Below are 19191 nucleotides of genomic sequence, written 5' to 3'. Positions count from 1 at the left end.
GGACGGCTCGAATCGCGCCGCCCCCTGGCCGCCGGGACCGCTCGGGCGGCCTCGGGTCATCCGTTCATCCGTACCGGGTGCGCGGCTGGGCCGGACGCACCGTCAGGGGCGGATCAGTAGCACTCCTTGTCGCCCGACACGATGTTCAGGTTCAGGCCAGGCAGTGCGAAGGTCCCCGCGGAGGTGGCCCAAGCGGTCTGCTGGACACCCGACAGGTCGGCCGTCTGGGCGGACTGCGCGAAGCCGGTGGCGCCGCTCGGCAGGCCACTGCCGTCGGCGGCCTTCCAACCGTTGGTGGCGCTGCCGCTCAGGGTGGAGGCGTCCCGGCCGATGTCGATGTTCTGGAACGTCGCGTCGGCCTTCAGCTGGTTCAGGTCGATCAGCAGGTTGGAGGCCTGGACCTGGCGCGCGTCGGTGGAGATGTCACCGGACACCGGGTCGGTGCCGGCGTGCAGCTGCAGGGTGTAGGTGCCGAGCGGGCCCAGGTTGTAGACCACCGACTGGCACAGGTTGTGGATGCTGGCCTTGTCGAAGGCCGAGATCGCGACCACGTGCGGGCTCTTGTCGGAGCCCACGTCGACCGAGCCGAACTGGGCGAAGTTGGTGCCGTGCAGGGTGTCGGCGGTCACCTTGAACTGCTGACCGGAGACACTGAACGAGGCGGCCAGCGCGCTCTGCGCGATGCTCACCCCGACCACCGCGGTGGCGGCGATGCTGGGCACCATGACGAGGGCGAAGCGCTTCCAGCGGGTCTTGCCATAAGTCTGGGACATGCGTGTCCTCCTTCTCGGACGTACATCTCCGGTCGGGTCCGACACGCTGCGCGGATCCCGTCCTGGGATGGGAGAAGAGCTACGTCCTCGGTAGCCGATAGCACCGTCGTCGAGCAGGACAACCTGACGACGGGCGATCACCCCCGAGCGACAACCAAGCGACCGCACGGGGCCGCGCGGTCCGACGAGGACAGGAACCGCGGTGGGACGCGGACACCCCCCTGCCCTCAACCGCCGGACGGCGCCGGCGGTTACCTGGTGGGGATCCCGTACCGCACATGTCCGGCAGACTGCCGGAGCGTGAAGTGAGGGACCAGGCGAGGCCGATCGTGCTGGAATCCCGGCCGAAGCACAAGGGGTGCGTTACTGACGGGTAATCCAATACCCGTGGGTGATGATCATGAGTTGAGCATGACATCAACGCAGCGTGACGAAAACCGGCCACCGCCCCGCAGAAATCTCCTGGAAACAGGAAGGAAACACCGCCGCGCGGTCACCAGAGGTGATCGCGCGGCGGTGTTGTCAAGATTTGATAAACCCTCACGGAGTTGACACGAATGTCGGTTTATCACTGCCGATCATCGACGACACCGCAGGTCACCCGCCGTGCCATCAGCGGCACCCGAGGTCGCGTCAGCAGAGGCTCGGTCAGAACAGGCTCGATCAGAACAGGCCGGTCAGAACAAGACCCGGGCCAGCGCCGAGCGGGCCGCGATGACCCGCGGGTCGTCCGGGCCGATCACCCCGAAGAGCTCCAGCAGGCGCAGGCGCGCGGTGTCGCGGTCGGCCCCGGCGGTCCGGCCGACCGTGTCCACCAGACGCCCGAAGGCGTCCTCGACATGGCCACCCACCAGGTCCAGATCGGCCGCGTCCAGCTGGGCCTTGACGTCCTTGGCATCGGCCGCCGCGGCGGTGCGCACCGCCTGCGGGTCCAACTCCTGGACCCGGCGCAGCAGCTCGGCCTGGGCCAGGCCCAACTGGGCCTCGACGTTGCCCGGCTGGTCGGCCAGCACGTTCTGGTAGGCCTGGACCGCGCCGCCCAGGTCGCCGCGGTCCAGCGCCTCGTGCGCGGCGGCCAGCGCCGGATCCTCGGGCAGGCCGGGCAGCTCGGTGCCCGCCCCGTCGGCGGACGGCTCCGCGCCGCCGACGATGCCGAAGCGCTGCTCGGCCACCGCGATCAGCTGGTCCAGCACCTTGCGGACGTTGGTCTCGTTCTCGGCGCCCTGGAAGAGCGGCACCAGCTGGCCCGCCACCACGGCCATCACGGCCGGGATGCTCTGGATGCCGAACTGCTGGGCGATCAGCTGGTTCTGGTCGACGTCGATCTTGGCCAGCACGATCCGGCCGGCGTACTCCTCGGCCAGTCGCTCCAGGATCGGGCTCAGCTGCTTGCAGGGGCCGCACCACTCAGCCCAGAAGTCGACGACCACCGGCACCTCGGTGGAGCGCTGGACGACCTCCTCCTCGAAGGTGTCCTCGGTGACGTCGATCACCAGCTGGTAGCCGGCACTCGGGGCCGCCACCCCGGCGGCCTCGGCGGCGGATGCCTGACGGGCGCGTTCGGCCCGGGCCTGCTCGGCCTTCTGCGCGGCCTCGCCGGCCGCCTTCACCGCGGCGAGGTCGACCGCGCCGCGCAGGGCGGAGCTGTTCAGATGCGTGTTCCGTGGCTGCATGGCACCATCCTCCCCCGTCCGCGCGGCTGCCGGGCGCCATCCGCGGGGAAAACCCGCGCCGAGCCCCGGTTGAAGCGCCTTGCGCCGGCTCCGCTCCCCTACAGTGCGGAGCCGGCAGGCCGGTAGTCGATCTCCTCAGCGGCGCGGATCCCCACCCGCGCCCCGCACCCGCCCCTCCCACAGGGCCGGCGCGTGGTCGCCGCTCTATTCGCTACAGGTCGTAGCGTATCTGGCCCACGCCCCCACGATGCAAGCCCCGCTTGCCTGTCAACCACGTGATGTGAGCCACTTTTCTTGTGGTCCAACTGTCGATACGGTTGCAGTCCCCACCCAAGCTACTCGTCAGTACATGCAAGGAGGCCCGGTGGCCCCCACCCAGCAGCCGGCCCAGTCCCCCGTCCCGTCCCGCGTCCCGTCCCGCACCAAAGGCCGCCCGCGCAGCGCCGCCGCGGACCAGGCGATCCTCGACGCGACCCGGGAGGCGCTGGCCGAACTCGGCTGGGGCGGGCTGACCATGGGCCACGTCGCGATCCGGGCCGGCGTCGCCAAGACCACCCTGTACCGCCGCTGGCCGTCCAAGAACGAGCTGGTGGTCGACGCCGTGGCCAGCCTCTTCGACGAGCTGGCGGTGGCCGACCTGGGCAGCCTGCAGGCCGACATCGAGGACGTGGTCGCCCAGTTCGCCGCCGTGCTGGCCCGCCCCGAGAGCCAGGCCGCGCTGCTCGCCGTCTTCGCCGAGGGCAGCCGCGACCCGCAGCTGCGGCAGCGGATCCGCGAGCACATCGTCGACCCGCAGAAGGTCCTGGTGCACCAGGGCCTGGCGCACGCGCTGGCCCGCGGTGAACTGACCGCCGAGGCCGACCCGGTGGCCGGCGCCGAGCAGATCGACGTCATCTTCGACACCATCGCAGGCGCGGTCGAGCACCGGATGCTGGTGATCGGCGAGCCGGTCACCCCGCGGTGGATCCGCCGCTTCAGCGACCTGCTGCTCAACCCCGGCCTGTACCAGAGCTGCTGAGCCCGGGCGGGGCGGACGGCGAAGACGGCGAAGCCGCCGGGTGCATCCCGCACCCGGCGGCTTCGCGGCCGGCCGGTAACAGTCCGGGGGTTCAGAAGCCGGCCGGCTCCCGGTAGACCCCCCACTCGGCGCGCAGCGCGTCGCAGATCTCGCCGAGCGTGGCCTCGGCCCGCACCGCCCGCAGCATCGGCGGGATCATGTTCGACCCCTCGCGCGCTGCCGCCAGCATCGCGTCCAGACCGGCCCGCACCGCCGCCTCGTCCCGCCCGGCCTTGCGCGCGCCCAGCGCCCGCACCTGCTCGCGCTCCACCTCGTGGCTGACCCGGAGGATCTCCAGCTCCCTGGTCACCGACTTCGGGAAGCAGTTGACCCCGACCACCCGCTTCTCGCCCTTCTCCACCGCCTGCTGGTACTGGAAGGCGGCCTCGGCGATCTCGCCGGTGAAGAAGCCGTCCTCGATCCCGCGCAGGATGCCGGCCGTCATCGGGCCGATCTCGTGGTCCGGGCTGCCCTTGGCCAGGATCCTCGCGAAGATCTCCTCGGCCTGTGCCTCGATCCGGTCGGTCAGCGCCTCGACGTACCAGGAACCGCCGAGCGGGTCGGCCACGTTGGCCACCCCGGTCTCCTCCATCAGCACCTGCTGGGTGCGCAGCGCGATCTCGGCGGCCTGCTCGGAGGGCAGCGCGAGGGTCTCGTCCAGCGCGTTGGTGTGCAGCGAGTTGGTGCCGCCGAGCACCGCCGAGAGCGCCTCGACGGCGGTGCGCACCACGTTGTTGTAGGGCTGCTGGGCGGTCAGCGAGACCCCGGCGGTCTGGGTGTGGAAGCGCAACCACTGCGCCTTGTCCGTCTTGGCGCCGTAGGCCTCGCGCAGCCAGCGGGCCCAGATCCGGCGCGCGGCGCGGAACTTGGCGATCTCCTCGAAGAAGTCCAGGTGGGCGTCGAAGAAGAAGGACAGACCGGGGGCGAAGACGTCCACATCCAGGCCGCGGGAGAGGCCCAGCTCGACGTAGGCGAAGCCGTCGGCCAGCGTGTAGGCGAGCTCCTGCGCGGCCGTCGCCCCGGCCTCGCGGATGTGGTAGCCGGAGACCGAGAGCGGCTTGTAGGCGGGGATGCCCTCGGCGCAGTACTCCATCAGGTCGCCGATCAGGCGCAGGTGCGGCTCGGGGGCGAAGAGCCACTCCTTCTGCGCGATGTACTCCTTGAAGATATCCGTCTGCAGGGTGCCGTTGAGCACCGACGGGTCGACGCCCTGCCGCTCGGCGGCCACCAGGTACATGCAGAAGATCGGCACGGCCGGGCCGCTGATCGTCATCGAGGTGGTGACCTCGCCCAGCGGGATGCCCTTGAAGAGCACCTCCATGTCGGCGGCCGAGTCGATCGCGACCCCGCAGTGGCCGACCTCGCCCAGCGAGCGGGCGTCGTCGGAGTCGTAGCCCATCAGGGTCGGCATGTCGAAGGCCACCGAGAGGCCGCCGCCGCCGGCCTCCAGGATCATCCGGTAGCGCTCGTTGGTCTGCTCGGCGTTGCCGAAGCCGGCGAACTGCCGGATGGTCCAGGTCCGGCCGCGGTAGCCGGTGGGGTGCAGGCCACGGGTGTACGGGTACTCGCCCGGCCAGCCGATCCGCTCGAACCCCTCGTAGGCCTGACCGGCCGGCGGGCCGTAGACCGGCTCCACCGCGTCGCCGGACAGGGTGGTGAAGTCGGCGTCCCGCTTGCGGGCGCTGTCGAAGCGCTGCTGCCAACGCTGCCTGCCGCGCTCGATGTCCTCGGCGTCCATGGGGCTCAGCTCCCGCTCGGTTCTCGATGGTAGGACGTTCTGGAAATTTACTCGGACGTCCTACTACTTGTCGATGCCGACCCGACGTGAAGCGGCCGCGAAAACGCCGAAGGCCCCACCGGTGCGGTGGGGCCTTCGGCGACGAGGGGTCGGACGACCGGGGTCAGGCGCTGATCGGCTGCTTGCCCTCGGCCGGCGCGAAGAGCGGCGCGAGCTCGCGCGAGACCTTGCGCTCCACGAAGAAGGCGGCGGTCGGCACGGTGCCGGCCAGCAGCATCCAGGCCAGCTTGCCGAGCGGCATCTTCGCCTTGCTGCCCAGGTCGAAGGCGAAGACCAGGTAGACCACGTACAGCCAGCCGTGCGCGATACCCACGACGGTGACGAACCCGTCCGCCCCGTTGACCTTGAGCAGGTACTTGGCGATCACACCGATGGTCAGCAGGATCAGCAGCACACCGGTCAGATACGCCAGGGCCCGGTAGCGGGTCAGCACACTCTGCTTCATGTTCGGGCCAGCCTTCGTTCTGTCACGGGGGTCGGACGGCTCATCCGAGGGTAGCCGCAGTTTTCACCCGGACTGCGCCGGGGGCTCGGCGAAGTCGCCCGCCGCCACCCGCAACGGCCTGAGCAGCTCGAACACCTGTCGGCACTGCTCCTCGTCGTAGGACTCCAGACCGAAATCGATCGCCATCAGCTCCCGGGTGGCCTGCTCGACCACCTCGCGACCGCGCGCGGTGATCGCGGCCAGCACGCCGCGGCCGTCCAGCGGGTTGGGACGACGGGAGACCAGGCCGGCCTTCTCCAGCCGGTCCACCGTGTTGGTCACGCTGGTCGGGTGCACCATCAGCCGCTCGCCGATCTTGGACAGCGACAGCTCGCCGGTGCGGCTGAAGGTGAGCAGCACCAGCGCCTCATAGCGGGCGAAGGTCAGCCCGTACGGCTTGACCACCGCGTCGACCCGGCCGAGCAGGATCTGCTGAGCCCGCATCACCGAGGTGATCGCGGCCATCGCGGGCACCTCGCCCCAGCGACGGGCCCACAGTTCGTCGGCACGGGCGATCGGGTCGAAGTCGAGCGCGAGGGGTTTGGCCACGTCCCACACCGTACCGGCGGGCCGCCCGGTGCTCGCCGGACGGCCCGCATCGTGGGATCAGTGGGATCAGGCGACGGCGGGCGCCAGTTCGCCGCGCTCCTCCTTGGCCAGCATCCGCTCGGCGAAGAAGCCGCCGGTGGGCAGCACCGACAGGACGAAGAGCAGCGCCACCCGCTTGAGGTCCCAGCGCTGCTTCTGCCAGGCCAGGCCCAGGAAGGCCACGTAGGCGAGGAAGAGCATCCCGTGGATCATGCCGAGCACCGGCACCGGGTTGAAGCTGGTGTTGTACTTGAAGATCATTCCGACCAGCAGAAGTATGAAGGACAGGCCCTCGGGGCCGGAGACGAGACGCAGGCGGTGGGCGGCGCTGTGCTGCATGACGGAGTACCTCACGGGTGACGGTGTCGCTTGTGAACGGGGGCACAAGCCGACGCCCATTATGTGCGCAGGACGCGCCGCGAACGGGACCGGGGTGCCCGAGCTCACACCCGACCCGGCACCCGACCCGACACCCCTGACGGACCGTCGGCGCCGCTCGCTATCCTGCTGCCGCGCGACCCGGCGGCCGGGCGCGCCCGTACCGATCGGGGGAGCTCCACCACCATGGCGAAGCGGGACTGGAACCGGCGCACCTGCGCCAAGCGTGGCCACATCACCTACGCGCCGAGCGAACCGGCCCTGCGCGGGCGGCTGCACGCCGCCACCGCGGCCGGCGAGGCCTGGCGCTGCCTGCGCTGCGGCGACTTCACGCTCGGCGCGCCACACGGCTCGGGGCCGGCCACCGGCGCACCGCTGGTGATGCGCGGCAAGGCGCTGCGCGACCTGTTCGTGCTGCGACTGCTGGCCGTCGAGCGGGGCGTGCGCGGCGTGCTGGGCATCCTGATCGCCTGGGCGGTGTGGAAGTTCTCCAACAGCCAGGACGCCCTGCACCAGCTCTTCGACCAGGACCTCACGATCTTCAAGCCGGTGGCCGACCACTTCCACTGGGACCTGGAGCACGCCTCGGTGGTCGACACCATCCGCAAGACCTTCGACTACAAGCACAACACGCTGGTCTACGTGGCCGGCGGCGTGCTGGCGTACTCGCTGATCGAGGCGGTGGAGGGCGTGGGCCTGTGGCTCGGCAAGCGCTGGGCGGAGTACCTCGCGGTGATCGCCACCGCCGCCTTCCTCCCGCTGGAGGGGTACGAGCTGCACGAGCACGCCAGTGCGATCAAGATCGCCACCACCGTGGTCAACGTGCTCGCGGTGCTCTGGATCCTGCTCTCCAAGCGCCTGTTCGGGCTGCGCGGCGGAGTCGAGGCCTTCGAGGCGGAGCGGCACTCGGCCTCGCTGCTCGAGGTCGAGCAGGCGGCTGGAGTGCAGCCCGCCCACGCCCAGTCGGTCCCGCTGGCCGGTCCTACAATATTGTAGAAAGTTGAACAATATCGGGTACCATGGTCGGTATGGACACCAACGCCACCGAGCCGACCGAGGTCCCGGCCGAGCCCACCACCGCGGACGCTCCCTGGCTGACGGCCCGGGAGCAACGGCTCTGGCGTGCCCATCTGGAGGTCAGCCGGCTGCTGGAGTACCAGCTCAGCCGCGAGTTGCAGCAGCACGACCTGGCGATCAACGACTACGAGATCCTGGTCGTGCTCTCCGAGGCCCCCGACCACCGGATGCGGATGACCGACCTGGCCACCGCCACCCTGCAGTCCAAGAGCCGGCTCTCCCACCAGATCACCCGGATGGAGAGCGCCGGCCTGGTGCTACGCCAGGAGTGCCCGGGCGACCGCCGGGGCCTGTACGCCCACCTCACCGAGGCGGGTTGGCAGACGCTGCGCCGGGCCGCGCCGGACCACGTGCGCAGCGTCCGCGCCCACTTCATCGACCGCCTCGACGAGCAGCAGCTCGACGCCATGTTCCAGGCACTGGGCCCGATCGCCGACCACCTGCGGGCGCTGCGCGGCCGGGTCTGACCTTCGGGTCAGCCGCCCTGGCGGTCGGTCAGCCCGGCCACCAGCTCGTCGGCCGCGCCGTACGGGTCCAGCCGGCCGGCCGCGACCTGCTCGGCCAGCGCACCCAGGTGACGGTCGCCGCTCAGGTCCCCGATCCGGGCCCGCAGCCGGGCCAGCGCGATCGCCTCGATCTCCTGGGCCGCCCGGCGCTGCCGGCGGGCCGTCAGCTCGCCGTGCTCCTCCAGCCAGGCGCGGTGCTTCTCCAGCGCCTCGACCACCTCGTCGACGCCCTCGCCACGGGCCGCCACCGTCTTGACGATCGGCGGGCGCCAGTCCCCCGGTTCGCGCGCCTCGCCGAGCCCGAGCATGTGGCTCAGCTCCCGGGCGGTGGCGTCCGCGCCGTCCCGGTCGGCCTTGTTGACCACGAAGAGGTCGCCGATCTCCAGGATCCCCGCCTTGGCGGCCTGGATCCCGTCACCCATCCCGGGCGCCAGCAGCACCACCGTGGTGTCCGCCTGCGCGGCCACCTCCACCTCGGACTGCCCGACCCCGACGGTCTCCACCAGGATCACCTCGCAGCCCGCCGCGTCCAGCACCCGCAGCGCCTGCGGGGCCGCCCAGGAGAGCCCGCCCAGGTGCCCGCGGGTGGCCATCGAGCGGATGAAGACCTCGGGATCGGTGGCGTGGTCCTGCATCCGCACCCGGTCGCCGAGCAGCGCGCCGCCGGAGAACGGCGAGGAGGGGTCCACCGCGAGCACCGCGACCCGCTTGCCGAGCCGCCGGTAGGCGGCCACCAGCGCCGAGGTGGAGGTCGACTTGCCGACCCCGGGCGAGCCGGTCAGGCCCACCGTGTAGGCCCGCCCGGTGTACGGCGCCAGCGCGGCCATCGCCTCGCGCAGCTCGGGCGCGGCGTTCTCGACCAGCGAGATCAGCCGGGCCACCGCCCGCGGGCGGCCGGCGCGCGCCTGCTCGACCAGGGTCGGCACGTCGATCATGGAGTCTCCTCACTCGAAACCCGAACGACCGGCGCCCCCTGCGTGCAGGGGGCGCCGGTCACTGACGCCTGATCAGGCCTGGGGCACCCGGATGATCAGGGCATCGCCCTGACCGCCGCCGCCGCAGAGCGCGGCCGCACCGATCCCACCGCCGCGCCGGCCCAGCTCCAGCGCCAGGTGCAGCACCACGCGGGCACCGGACATCCCGATCGGGTGGCCGAGCGCGATCGCGCCGCCGTTCACGTTGACCTTCTCCTCGGTGACACCGAGGTCCAGCATCGACTGGTGGGCGACGGCGGCGAAGGCCTCGTTGATCTCGATCAGGTCCAGGTCCTCGACCGCGATGCCCTCCTTGGCCACCGCGTGCTTGATCGCGTTGGACGGCTGCGACTGCAGCGAGTTGTCCGGGCCCGCCACGTTGCCGTGCGCGCCGATCTCGGCGATCCAGCTCAGGCCCAGCTCCTCGGCCTTGGCCCGGCTCATCACGACCACGGCGGCGGCGCCGTCGGAGATCTGCGAGGAGGTGCCGGCGGTGATCGTGCCGTCCTTGCTGAACGCCGGGCGCAGCTTGGCCAGGCCCTCGACCGTGGTGTCGGCCCGGATGCCCTCGTCCTGGCTGAACAGCACCGGCTCGCCCTTGCGCTGCGGGATCGCGACCGGCACGATCTCGGCCTCGAAGACGCCGTTCTTCTGCGCGGCGGCGGCCCGCTGGTGCGAGCGGGCCGCGATCTCGTCCTGCACCTCGCGGCCGATGCCCAAGCGGGTGTTGTGCTTCTCGGTCGACTCGCCCATCGGGATGTTCTCGTACGCGTCGGTCAGGCCGTCGTAGGCCATCGCGTCGAGCAGCTCGATCGCGCCGTACTTGTAGCCCTCACGGGACTTCGGCAGCAGGTGCGGGGCGTTGGTCATCGACTCCTGGCCACCGGCCACCACGATGTCGAACTCGCCGGCCCGGATCAGCTGGTCGGCCAGCGCGATCGCGTCCAGGCCGGAGAGGCAGACCTTGTTGATGGTCAGCGCCGGCACGCTCATCGGGATGCCGGCCTTCACGGCGGCCTGGCGGGCCGGGATCTGGCCGGCGCCGGCCTGCAGCACCTGACCCATGATCACGTACTGCACCTGGTCACCGGTCACGCCGGCCCGCTCGAGCGCGGCCTTGATCGCGAAGCCGCCCAGGTCGGCGCCGGAGAATCCCTTGAGCGAGCCGAGCAGCCGACCCATCGGGGTACGGGCGCCCGCGACGATCACGGAGGTGGAAGCGGTGGAAGCGGTAGGCATGGAACGAGCCCCTTCGCACGTCTTGGCCAGCGAGTCCTGCCGGGATCGAGCACGGCGACAGGGCCCGGGGGGAGGATGCAGCTCAATGTACTGACCCGTAACCCGGGCGTCACCGGAGCAACGGTGTGATCAGGCTCGCACGCGGCCCGGTGGCGCGACGCCCCGCATCTGCGCTGCACTGGTCCGACCCCAGCTTCAGGAGGCTCAGCGTGTTGACCCGGATCGACCACATCGGCATCGCCTGCTTCGACCTCGACAAGACCGTCGAGTTCTACCGTGCCACGTACGGCTTCGAGGTGTTCCACAGCGAGGTGAACGAGGAGCAGGGCGTCCGCGAGGCGATGCTCAAGATCAACGACACCGGTGACGGCGGCGCCTCCTACCTGCAGTTGCTGGAGCCGACCCGGGAGGACTCCACGGTTGCCAAGTGGCTGGCGAAGAACGGCGAGGGCGTGCACCACATCGCCTTCGGCACCGCGGACGTCGACGGTGTGGCGGCGGACGTCCGGAGCAAGGGCGTCCGGGTGCTGTACCCGGAGCCGCGGGTGGGCTCGATGGGCTCGCGGATCACCTTCCTGCACCCCAAGGACTGCGGCGGCGTGCTGACCGAGCTGGTCACTGCGGCCAAGTCGGACGAGGAGCACTGAGCGCCGCCCCGACCGGCCGGTAACCTGCGCCAGTGACGACCTCGGCGGTTACAGGTTCACCCCGGCCCACTACACTGCCCAGGGTCGCGGGGAGTCCATAGCCAGGGCACGGCTGAACAGACGCTGTTCTGATCTGTCACCATTCTCCAGAAGGCAAGAGTTCGCTCAGGAGTCCACCCGGTCGGCGGAGCGCGGTCCACCGCGCGCCCCACCGGACCATGGCTCCGACCGCGGCGGACGGCTCCAGGAACCCCTGGGCCGTCCCCCAGTCCCGGCCCCGTCCGGGACTGGCCGCGGATGTTAGGACCGTTGCTGCCGGCCGACCCGACGGGGTCGGCACGGCCGCTTGGGTCGAGGACGCGACCAGGAGATGGATGGGACCGCGCAGTGCGGGGCAACGACCGCTACGAGGTTGATGATCACCTCTCCCAGTTCGAGGCCGAGATGGAGCGGCTTCGCAAGGAGCGGGACAAGACCGTCGAGCATTCCGAGGACCTCGCCTACCAGGTGGAGGTGCTCCGGGCCAAGCTGCACGAATCCCGTCGGCAGCTGGCTCAGCCGCGCGCTTTCGACGCCGTCTCCGGGCAGGCCGAGCAGCTGCTGCGCACCGCGGAGCTGCAGGCCCAGCAGCTGCGCGCGGACGCCGAGCGGCAACTGCGCGAGTCGCAGGCGGCCACCCAGCGGCTGATGGCCGAGGCCGCCGAGCGCACCGCCCGGCTGGAAGCCGAGCTGCAGGCCCGCCGCCGCCAGCTCGAAGAGGAAATGGTCGAGCTGCGCCGGGCCGCCGAGCAGCACGTCAACGAGAACGTCAACTGGGCCGAGCAGACCCGCGCGGGCACCGAGCAGGAGGCCCAGCGCCTGCTGCAGGAGGCCCGGGCCGAGGCCGAGCGGATGATGGCCGCCACCCGGGCCGAGGCCGAGGCGCTGGCCGACCAGGCCCGCGCGCAGACCGCCGCCGACGTGGACGCCGCCCGCGGCGAGGCCCAGGCCGCCGCCGAGGCCGCGCTGCTGCGGGCCCAGACCGACGCCGAGCGACTGCTGCGCGCCGCCTCCGAGCAGGCCCAGCAGACCGTCGGCCAGGCCGAGGAGCTGCGCGGCAGTGCGGCCACCGAGGCCCAGCAGCAGCTCGCCGGGGCGCAGGCCGCCGCCGCCCAGCTGCAGGCCCAGGCGCTGGCCGCCGCCGAGCAGCGGGTGGCCGCCGCCCAGGCCGAGATCACCGAACTCAAGCAGCGGGCCGAGCAGGACCAGCGGCAGGCCGAGGCCGCCGCCGCCCGGGCCCAGGCCGAGATCGAGCGGCTGCGCACCGAGGCCGAGGCCGAGGCCGAGCGGGCCCGCCAGGAGTCCGCCGAACTGCGCGCGCAGGCCACCCAGGCCGCCGAGCAGTTGCAGGCGGAGGCGGTGGCCACCGCCACGCAGCGGGTCGCGGACGGCGAGGCCGCCAGCGAGCAGCGCTCGCAGACCGCCAAGGCCGAGGTCGCCCGGATGGTCGGCCGGGCCACCGAGGAGGCCGAGCGGGTCAAGGCCGCCGCGGCCGAGCTGCTCGACCGGGCGCAGACCGCGATGGCCCAGGCGACCGCCGCCAAGGCGGCCGCCGACGACGAGAACGACCGGCTGCGCACCGCCGCGGAGACCGTCGCCAACCAGCTGCGGGCCGAGGCCGAGGCCGCCATCGCCGAGCTGCGCGCCGCGGCGCTGGCCGAGGCCGCCGAGCTGCGGGCACAGGCCGAGGGCGCCGCCGAGGCGCTGCGCAACGATGCCCGCGAGCAGGGCCGGGCCGAGGGCGCCAAGGACGCCACCGTGCACCTGGCCAAGGCCGCCAAGAGCGCCGAGGAGGCGCTCGCCCGGGCCACCCAGGACGCGCAGGCCACGCTCGCCGAGGCCGCCGCCGAGGCGGAGCGGGTGCGGACCGAGGCCGCCGCCGAGGCCGAGCGGCTGCGCGAGCAGGCGCAGGCCGCCGTCGAGCAGGCGCAGAACGCCGCGCTGGACGACGCCGCCGGCATCCGGGCCCGGATGGAGGCCATGCAGGACGAGGCGGCCCGGCTGCGCGCCGAGGCCGAGGAGCTGCGCACCGGCGCGGCCACCGAGGCCGAGAAGGTGCGCGGCGAGGCGCGTCGGCAGGCCGTGGCGCAGATAGAGGAATCCGCGAAGAGCGCGGAGGAGCTGCTCACCAAGGCCAAGGCCGATTCGGACGAGCTGCGCGCGGGCGCGGCCGCCGAGGTCGAGCGGCTGCGCACCGAGGCCAAGGAGCAGGCCGCGCAGATGCAGGCGCGGGCCGAGCAGACGCTGGCCCGGGCCCGCGGCGAGGCCGAGAAGCTGGTCACCGGCACCCAGCAGCAGTCCAAGGACACGCTGGCCGCCGCCAAGGCCGCCGCCGCCGAGAACCGGGCCGCCGCCGAGCGGGAGACCGCCGACCTGCGCCGCCAGGCGGTCGAGTACGACCAGCGGGTGCGCGCCGAGGCCGAGGAGCTGGCCGGCGCGATCCAGGCGACCGCCCAGCAGGCCGCCGAGGAGCGCGAGGCGCAGGCCGTCGCCGAGGCCGAGCGGCTGCTGGCCGAGGCCGAGGCGACCGCGAACGCGCTGCGCGAGGAGGCCCACCGGGCCGCCGAGCAGGCGGCCGCGGACCTGCACCGTGAGCGCGAGGAGACCGCCGCCCGGCTGACCGCCGCGCAGCAGGCCCAGGAGCAGGCCCAGGCAGCCGCCGAGGAGCTGACCGAGCGCACCGACGCCGAGCTGGCCGAGCTGCGGGCGCAGGCCGAGCGCGAGACCGGCGAGTTGCGTGAGCGCACCGACGCCGAGGTCGCCGCCCTGCGCGCCGAGGCCGAGCGGGCGAGCGCCGAACTGCACGAGCAGGCCACCGAGTTCGACCAGCGGGTGCGCGCCGAGGCCGCTGCCTTCGACGAGCGGCTGCGGGCCGAGGCCGCCGAGTACGACCAGCGGGTGCGCGCCGCGGCCGAGGAGCAGGCCACCCGGGTGCGGGTCGAGGCCGAGGCCGCCGCCGATGCGCTGCGGACCCAGGCCGCCGAGCAGCTCGAGCAGGCCGGGGCGAGCGCCGAGCTGGCCGTGGCGCAGGCCGCCGAGGAGGCGACCGGCCTGCGGGCCGCCGCCGCCGAGGAGGCCGCCGCACTGCGCGTCGAGATCGCCGAGGCGCTGGAGCAGGCCCGGTTGGAGGCCGCCGAGGCCACGGCCGCCGCCACCGCCCGGGCGGCCGAGCTGGTGTCCGCCGCCGAGGACGAGGCGGCCACCGTCCGCCAGTCGGTGGCGGGGCTGCACGAGACCGCCGCCCAGCAGGTGGCCGAGCTGCGCGAGGCCACCGACGCCGAGGTCGCCGCCCTGCGCGCCGAGGCCGAGCGCGAGAGCACCGAGCTGCGGGCCCTCGCCGAGCGGGACGCCGCCGAACTGCGCGAGCAGGCCACCGCCGCGGCCGCGGCCGAGCGCGAGGCCGCCGAGCGCGAGGCGGCCCGGATCGCCGCCGAGGCGGAGACCTACCACGAGCAGCTGCGGGCGGAGGCGGACGCCTACGACAGCGGCCTGCGCGCCGAGGCCGAGCAGTACACGGCCCAGCTGCGGGCCGACACCGAGGCCGAGGTCGCCCGGATCACCACCGAGGCCCGCGACTACGACGCCGCACTGCGCGCCGAGGCCGAGACCCAGCTCACCGAGGCCCAGCAGGAGGCCCACCGGCGGCACGCCGAGGCGCAGGCGCGGGCTCAGCACACCGTGGCCGAGGCCGAGGAGCGCGGCGCGGCGATCCTGGCCGAGGCCGAGCAGTACGCGGCCCGGCTGCGCACCGAGGCGGAGGAGTACGCCTCGGCCACCCGCACGCTGGCCGAGGAGTACGAGGTGGCCACCCGCACGCGGGCCGACGCCTTCGACGCGAGCACCCGCGAGCAGGCCGAGCAGTTCGACACCGCCACCCGGGCCCAGGCGACCTCGGTGCTGGAGAAGGCCTTCGCCGATGCCGAGTCGCTCGGCGAGGAGGCCCAGACCACCGCGCTGGCCACCACCGCCGCCGCCGAGGAGCAGGCCGACGCCATGGTGGCCGCCGCCCGCAAGGAGACCGAGCGGCTGGTCGCGACGGGCGAGGCGGCCGGGCAGGCCGCGGTCGAGCGGGCCAGGGCGGATGCCGACGCGCTGCTCTCCGAGGCCCGCCGGGACGCCACCGCGATCCGCGAGCGCGCCGAAGAGTTGCGCGAGCGCACCGAGGCCGAGGTCGAGGCGCTGCACGAGCGTGCCCGCAAGGAGAACGCGCAGGCCATGAAGTCGGCCGGCGAGCGGGTGGACGCGCTGGTGACGGCGGCTCAGGAGCAGCTCACCGAGGCCGAGGAGCAGGCGGTGGCCGCCGTCGCCGAGGCCGAGGACCGAGCGGCCGCGCTGGTGGCGGCAGCCGAGGAGCGGGCCGCCGAGCTCACCTCCGAAGCATCCGCGGAGGCCAGCAAGGTCCGGATCTCCGCCGTGCGCAAGGCCGAAGGCCTGCTGAAGGAGGCCGAGCTGAAGCTCGCCGCCTCCACCACCAAGGCCGAGAAGCTGGCCGCCGAGGCCGATCAGCGGCTCAAGGCGGCCCAGGACGAGGCCGAGGAGCAGCTGGAGGCCGCCGCCGCCGAGGCCGCCAAGCGGCTGCGGGGCGCCGAGGAGACCGCGGCCGAGCAGCTGCGGCTCGCCGAGGAGGAGGCCGACCGGGTGGCGAACAACGCCCGGACCGAGGCCCAGCGGGTCACCGACGAAGGCCGGCGCGAGCTGGACGAACTGGTGCGCCGGCGCAAGGACATCAACACCGAGATCTCGCGCGTGCAGGACGTCCTGTCCGCGCTGGAAGCCTTCGAGGCGCCGTCCCCTGTGCAGCAGGCGGCGGCCCGGGAGGCGGCCGACTCGTCCGGGGGCGGTAAGCGCGGCGGGGGAGCCAACGGGGGGTCAAACGGGGGCTCCAAGGCGGGCGCTGGAGTGGGCGCCCCCCGATCGGGTGGTGGCAGGTCCGGAGGGACACCACCCGATTGAGCGGACATTGTCCGTCAGCCATAGGCTTTTTGCCTACGACACTCCGGTAACGTGTCAGGATTCCCTCAACCTCATCAGCGGTTTGACGACAGGAAGCCCAGAACCCCATGAGCGACAGTCACTCCCCTCACGGCTTCGACCTGGTGCGCCGTGGGTACGAGCGCGCCCAGGTCGACGAGCGGATCACCAAGCTGGTGGCCGACCGCGACAGCGCGTTGACCAGGATCAGCGCGCTGGAAAAGCGGATCGAGGAGCTCCACCTCGAGACGCAGAGCGCTCAGGCCCAGGTGGCGGACGCCGAGCCGTCCTACGCCGGTCTCGGCGCGCGGGTCGAGAAGATCCTGCGGCTGGCCGAGGAGGAGGCGAAGGACCTGCGCGACGAGGCGCACCGCGCCGCCGAGCAGCACCGCGAGCTGGCCGAGGCGGCCGCCCAGCAGGTCCGCTCCGAGGCGGAGAACTACGCCAAGGACCGCAAGGCGAAGGCCGAGGACGAGGGTCTGCGGATCGTCGACAAGGCCAAGAGCGACTCCGCCCAGCTGCGCGCCGAGGCCAACAAGGACGCGGTCAACAAGCGTGAGGAGGCGGAGGCCCTCTTCGAGGAGACCCGCACCAAGGCCGCCCAGGCCGCGCTGGAGTTCGAGACCAACCTGGCCAAGCGCCGCGAGCAGTCCGAGCGCGACCTGGCGGCCCGTCAGGCCAAGGCCGAGAAGCGCCTGGCCGAGATCGAGCACCGGGCCGAGCAGCTGCGCCTGGAGGCCGAGAAGCTGCGCACCGACGCCGAGCGCCGGGCCCGCCAGACGGTCGAGACGGCCCAGCGCCAGTCCGAGGACATCGTGGCCGACGCGAACGCCAAGGCCGACCGGATCCGCAGCGAGTCCGAGCGCGAGCTGGCGGCGCTGACCAACCGCCGCGACTCGATCAACGCCCAGCTGACCAACGTCCGCGAGATGCTGGCCACGCTGACCGGTGCCGCCGTCGCCGCGGCCACCCTGCCGGGCGACGACGCCCTCGGCGTGCCGGCCCAGCAGTCCCGCTGACCCAGCGGCACCGCTGATGCAGTGCCAGAACGGCGCCTGCCCCGTCTCCACGGGGCAGGCGCCGTTCTGCTGTGCCCAGCGCTACACCCGCCGCAGCAGCGCCGTCACCGCCGCGTTGAAGGCCGCCGGGGCCTCCAGCGCGCTCAGGTGCCCCACCCCCGGAATCACCGTCAGCTCGGCGTCCGGCAGGGCCATCGCCATCGCCTCCGCGTCCGCCACCGGGGTCAGCGCGTCGTACTCCCCCACCACCACCGTGGCCGGCACCCGCAGCCCTTCCAGGGTCGCGAAGGAGTCGGTCCTGGCCGCCATCGCGCGCTGCGCCCAGGCCACCCCCGCCGGGCCGGCCGCGCCGATCAGCGCCCGCACCTCGGCGATCAGTTCGCCGGTGGAGTCCGGGCCGAGCAGCGAGTCCTCGGTCTTCTCCTCCAGCAGCAGCGCCACGCTGTCCCTGGCCAGCACCGCCGCGGCGATCCGCTCCCGGTTGGCCAGCGCTGCCGGCGCGTCCGCACTCGCCTTGGTGTCGGCCAGCAGCAGCCCGGCCAGCCGGTCCGGGTGGCGGCGGGCGAAGGCCATCGCCAGGTAGCCGCCCATCGAGACCCCGCCGACCACCGCCGTGCGCACGCCCGCCGCGTCCAGCAGCCCGGCCAACTGGTCCGCCCAGCGCTCCAGCGAGGGCTCGCCGACCGGGGCCGGTGAGTCCCCGAAACCCGGCAGGTCGGGTGCCAGCACCCGGGCCGTGCCGAGCGCTCCGTCGAGCTGGGCGCGGTACATCCCGGCGTTGAGTGGGAATGCGTGCAGCAGGAGCAGCGGCGTGCCCGCGCCGCGGTCACGAAGAGCGAGATCGGTCATGGCGCCCACCGTAGGCGGCATCCCGAAGGGTCGCACAATCCGGACCCTTATGTCTGATTCGTCATAACCTGACGATGTATGAGAATCAGGAAGCAGGAGCGCCGATGATCGAGCTGCACGACCTGACCAAGCGGTACGGCGACAAGCTCGCCGTGGACGGACTCACCTTCCAGGTGCCCCGCGGCGTGGTGACCGGATTCCTCGGCCCCAACGGCGCCGGCAAGTCGACGACCATGCGCCTGATCCTCGACCTGGACCGCCCTACCGGCGGGCGGGTCACCATCGACGGCAAGGGCTACGGCCATCTCAACGAGCCGCTCAAGTACATCGGCGCGCTGCTGGAGGCGACGGCCGTGCACCCCGGCCGGACCGCCCACAACCACCTGCTCTGGCTGGCCCAGAGCAACCGGATCCCGGTCGGCCGGGTGGACGAGGTGCTCGCCCTGGTCGGCCTGACCGAGGTGGCGCACAAGCGGGCCCGCGGCTTCTCGCTCGGCATGCGCCAGCGGCTGGGCATCGCCTCGGCGCTGCTCGGCGACCCGGAGATCCTGATGTTCGACGAGCCGGTCAACGGGCTCGACCCCGAAGGCATCCTGTGGATCCGCAATCTGATGAAGCGACTGGCCACCGAGGGCCGGACCGTCTTCGTCTCCTCCCACCTGATGAGCGAGATGGCGCTGACCGCCGAGCACCTGGTGGTGATCGGCAAGGGCCGGCTGCTGGCCGACCTGCCGATGGCCGAGTTCATCGAACGCAACTCACGTTCGGTGGTCCGGCTGCGCACCCCGCACCCGGAACAGTTGCTGGACGCGCTGACCCGGCAGTCGATCACCGCCGTGCCCGGCCCCGACGGCTCGTTCGAGGTGTCCGGCGGCGACCCGGCCCAGCTCGGCGACCTGGCCGCCGCGCACGGTGTGACGCTGCACGAGCTGAGCCTGCAACGGGCCTCGCTGGAGGAGGCGTTCATGCAGATGACGGCGGACGCGGTGGAGTACCACGCGGGCCCCGCCGCCCGCCCGGGCGTCGATGCGGCGGGCGCCACCGGCACCTGGGGTGAGCAGTGGCAGCCGGCCGGCGGCCGCGGATCCGAGAAGAAGCAGCAGAAGGGTGCGAACTGAG

16 protein-coding genes are annotated in these 19191 nt (G+C 72.7%); 7 read left to right on the top strand and 9 right to left on the bottom strand.

The features are described 5' to 3' along the window. Nucleotides 1-113 precede the first annotated feature (113 nt). Together ABH937_RS15255 and trxA are read right to left on the bottom strand one after the other, a co-directional pair. Nucleotides 114-773 carry a DUF6230 family protein gene (locus ABH937_RS15255; protein WP_280687388.1) on the bottom strand — a complete coding sequence of 220 codons (660 nt, stop codon included), beginning with the start codon at nucleotides 771-773 and terminating at the stop codon, nucleotides 114-116. Nucleotides 774-1450: 677 nt separating this feature from the next. After that, nucleotides 1451-2446, bottom strand: a complete 996-nt coding sequence (trxA, locus tag ABH937_RS15250; protein ID WP_370218442.1) for a thioredoxin — start codon at nucleotides 2444-2446, stop codon at nucleotides 1451-1453. 364 nt (nucleotides 2447-2810) lie between these two features. Here trxA and ABH937_RS15245 point away from each other — a divergent pair, with 364 nt between their 5' ends. Further along, nucleotides 2811-3464 carry a TetR/AcrR family transcriptional regulator gene (locus tag ABH937_RS15245; RefSeq protein ID WP_280687390.1) on the top strand — a complete coding sequence of 218 codons (654 nt, stop codon included), beginning with the start codon at nucleotides 2811-2813 and terminating at the stop codon, nucleotides 3462-3464. Between the two features lie 91 nt (nucleotides 3465-3555). Here ABH937_RS15245 and ABH937_RS15240 read toward each other — a convergent pair whose 3' ends face one another. The 4 genes from ABH937_RS15240 to ABH937_RS15225 all read right to left on the bottom strand — a co-directional run bounded on the left by ABH937_RS15240 (nucleotide 3556) and on the right by ABH937_RS15225 (nucleotide 6712). Continuing rightward, nucleotides 3556-5241, bottom strand: coding sequence for a methylmalonyl-CoA mutase (locus tag ABH937_RS15240; RefSeq protein WP_280687391.1), 1686 nt, complete (start codon nucleotides 5239-5241; stop codon nucleotides 3556-3558). A gap of 163 nt (nucleotides 5242-5404) precedes the next feature. Further along, the gene (locus tag ABH937_RS15235; protein ID WP_280687392.1) at nucleotides 5405-5746 is read right to left on the bottom strand and encodes a DUF3817 domain-containing protein; all 342 of its coding nucleotides are present in this window, start codon (nucleotides 5744-5746) and stop codon (nucleotides 5405-5407) included. A gap of 63 nt (nucleotides 5747-5809) precedes the next feature. Continuing rightward, the gene (locus ABH937_RS15230) at nucleotides 5810-6334 is read right to left on the bottom strand and encodes a MarR family transcriptional regulator (RefSeq protein ID WP_280687393.1); all 525 of its coding nucleotides are present in this window, start codon (nucleotides 6332-6334) and stop codon (nucleotides 5810-5812) included. 66 nt (nucleotides 6335-6400) lie between these two features. Next, nucleotides 6401-6712, bottom strand: coding sequence for a DUF3817 domain-containing protein (locus ABH937_RS15225; protein WP_280687394.1), 312 nt, complete (start codon nucleotides 6710-6712; stop codon nucleotides 6401-6403). 225 nt (nucleotides 6713-6937) lie between these two features. Here ABH937_RS15225 and ABH937_RS15220 point away from each other — a divergent pair, with 225 nt between their 5' ends. Next, nucleotides 6938-7747, top strand: a complete 810-nt coding sequence (locus ABH937_RS15220; RefSeq protein ID WP_280687395.1) for a DUF2127 domain-containing protein — start codon at nucleotides 6938-6940, stop codon at nucleotides 7745-7747. 32 nt (nucleotides 7748-7779) lie between these two features. Further along, nucleotides 7780-8295: a MarR family winged helix-turn-helix transcriptional regulator gene (locus ABH937_RS15215; RefSeq protein ID WP_280687396.1), complete on the top strand. Its 516-nt coding sequence runs from the start codon at nucleotides 7780-7782 to the stop codon at nucleotides 8293-8295. An 8-nt stretch (nucleotides 8296-8303) separates the two neighbouring features. On the opposite strand, the gene meaB is transcribed toward ABH937_RS15215, so the two are convergent. Further along, entirely contained in the window at nucleotides 8304-9269 is a 966-nt protein-coding gene (gene meaB / locus ABH937_RS15210) for a methylmalonyl Co-A mutase-associated GTPase MeaB (RefSeq protein WP_280687397.1), read from the bottom strand. A gap of 72 nt (nucleotides 9270-9341) precedes the next feature. Then, entirely contained in the window at nucleotides 9342-10547 is a 1206-nt protein-coding gene (locus ABH937_RS15205; RefSeq protein ID WP_280687398.1) for an acetyl-CoA C-acetyltransferase, read from the bottom strand. A gap of 209 nt (nucleotides 10548-10756) precedes the next feature. On the opposite strand from ABH937_RS15205, the gene mce reads away from it, so the two are divergent. The 3 genes from mce (at nucleotide 10757) to ABH937_RS15190 (ending at nucleotide 17223) form a co-directional block, all read left to right on the top strand. Then, nucleotides 10757-11194, top strand: a complete 438-nt coding sequence (mce, locus tag ABH937_RS15200) for a methylmalonyl-CoA epimerase (protein ID WP_280687399.1) — start codon at nucleotides 10757-10759, stop codon at nucleotides 11192-11194. A 387-nt stretch (nucleotides 11195-11581) separates the two neighbouring features. Next, on the top strand, nucleotides 11582-16186 hold the full coding sequence (locus ABH937_RS15195) for a hypothetical protein (RefSeq protein ID WP_370218440.1): 4605 nt from the start codon (nucleotides 11582-11584) through the stop codon (nucleotides 16184-16186). Nucleotides 16187-16293: 107 nt separating this feature from the next. Continuing rightward, nucleotides 16294-17223 (top strand): cellulose-binding protein, encoded by a 930-nt coding sequence (locus tag ABH937_RS15190; protein ID WP_280687401.1) that lies wholly within the window; start codon nucleotides 16294-16296, stop codon nucleotides 17221-17223. 81 nt (nucleotides 17224-17304) lie between these two features. Here ABH937_RS15190 and ABH937_RS15185 read toward each other — a convergent pair whose 3' ends face one another. Beyond that, a complete protein-coding gene (locus ABH937_RS15185) occupies nucleotides 17305-18072 on the bottom strand; it encodes an alpha/beta fold hydrolase (RefSeq protein WP_370218438.1) in 768 nt (255 codons plus the stop codon). A 104-nt stretch (nucleotides 18073-18176) separates the two neighbouring features. Here ABH937_RS15185 and ABH937_RS15180 point away from each other — a divergent pair, with 104 nt between their 5' ends. After that, the gene (locus tag ABH937_RS15180; protein WP_370218436.1) at nucleotides 18177-19190 is read left to right on the top strand and encodes an ABC transporter ATP-binding protein; all 1014 of its coding nucleotides are present in this window, start codon (nucleotides 18177-18179) and stop codon (nucleotides 19188-19190) included. The last annotated feature ends 1 nt before the right edge of the window (nucleotide 19191 follow it).

Origin of the sequence: Kitasatospora sp. GAS1066B (assembly GCF_041262605.1) — a bacterium.
Lineage (GTDB): Bacteria > Actinomycetota > Actinomycetes > Streptomycetales > Streptomycetaceae > Kitasatospora.
This window is presented reverse-complemented; position numbering and strand designations above follow the sequence as displayed.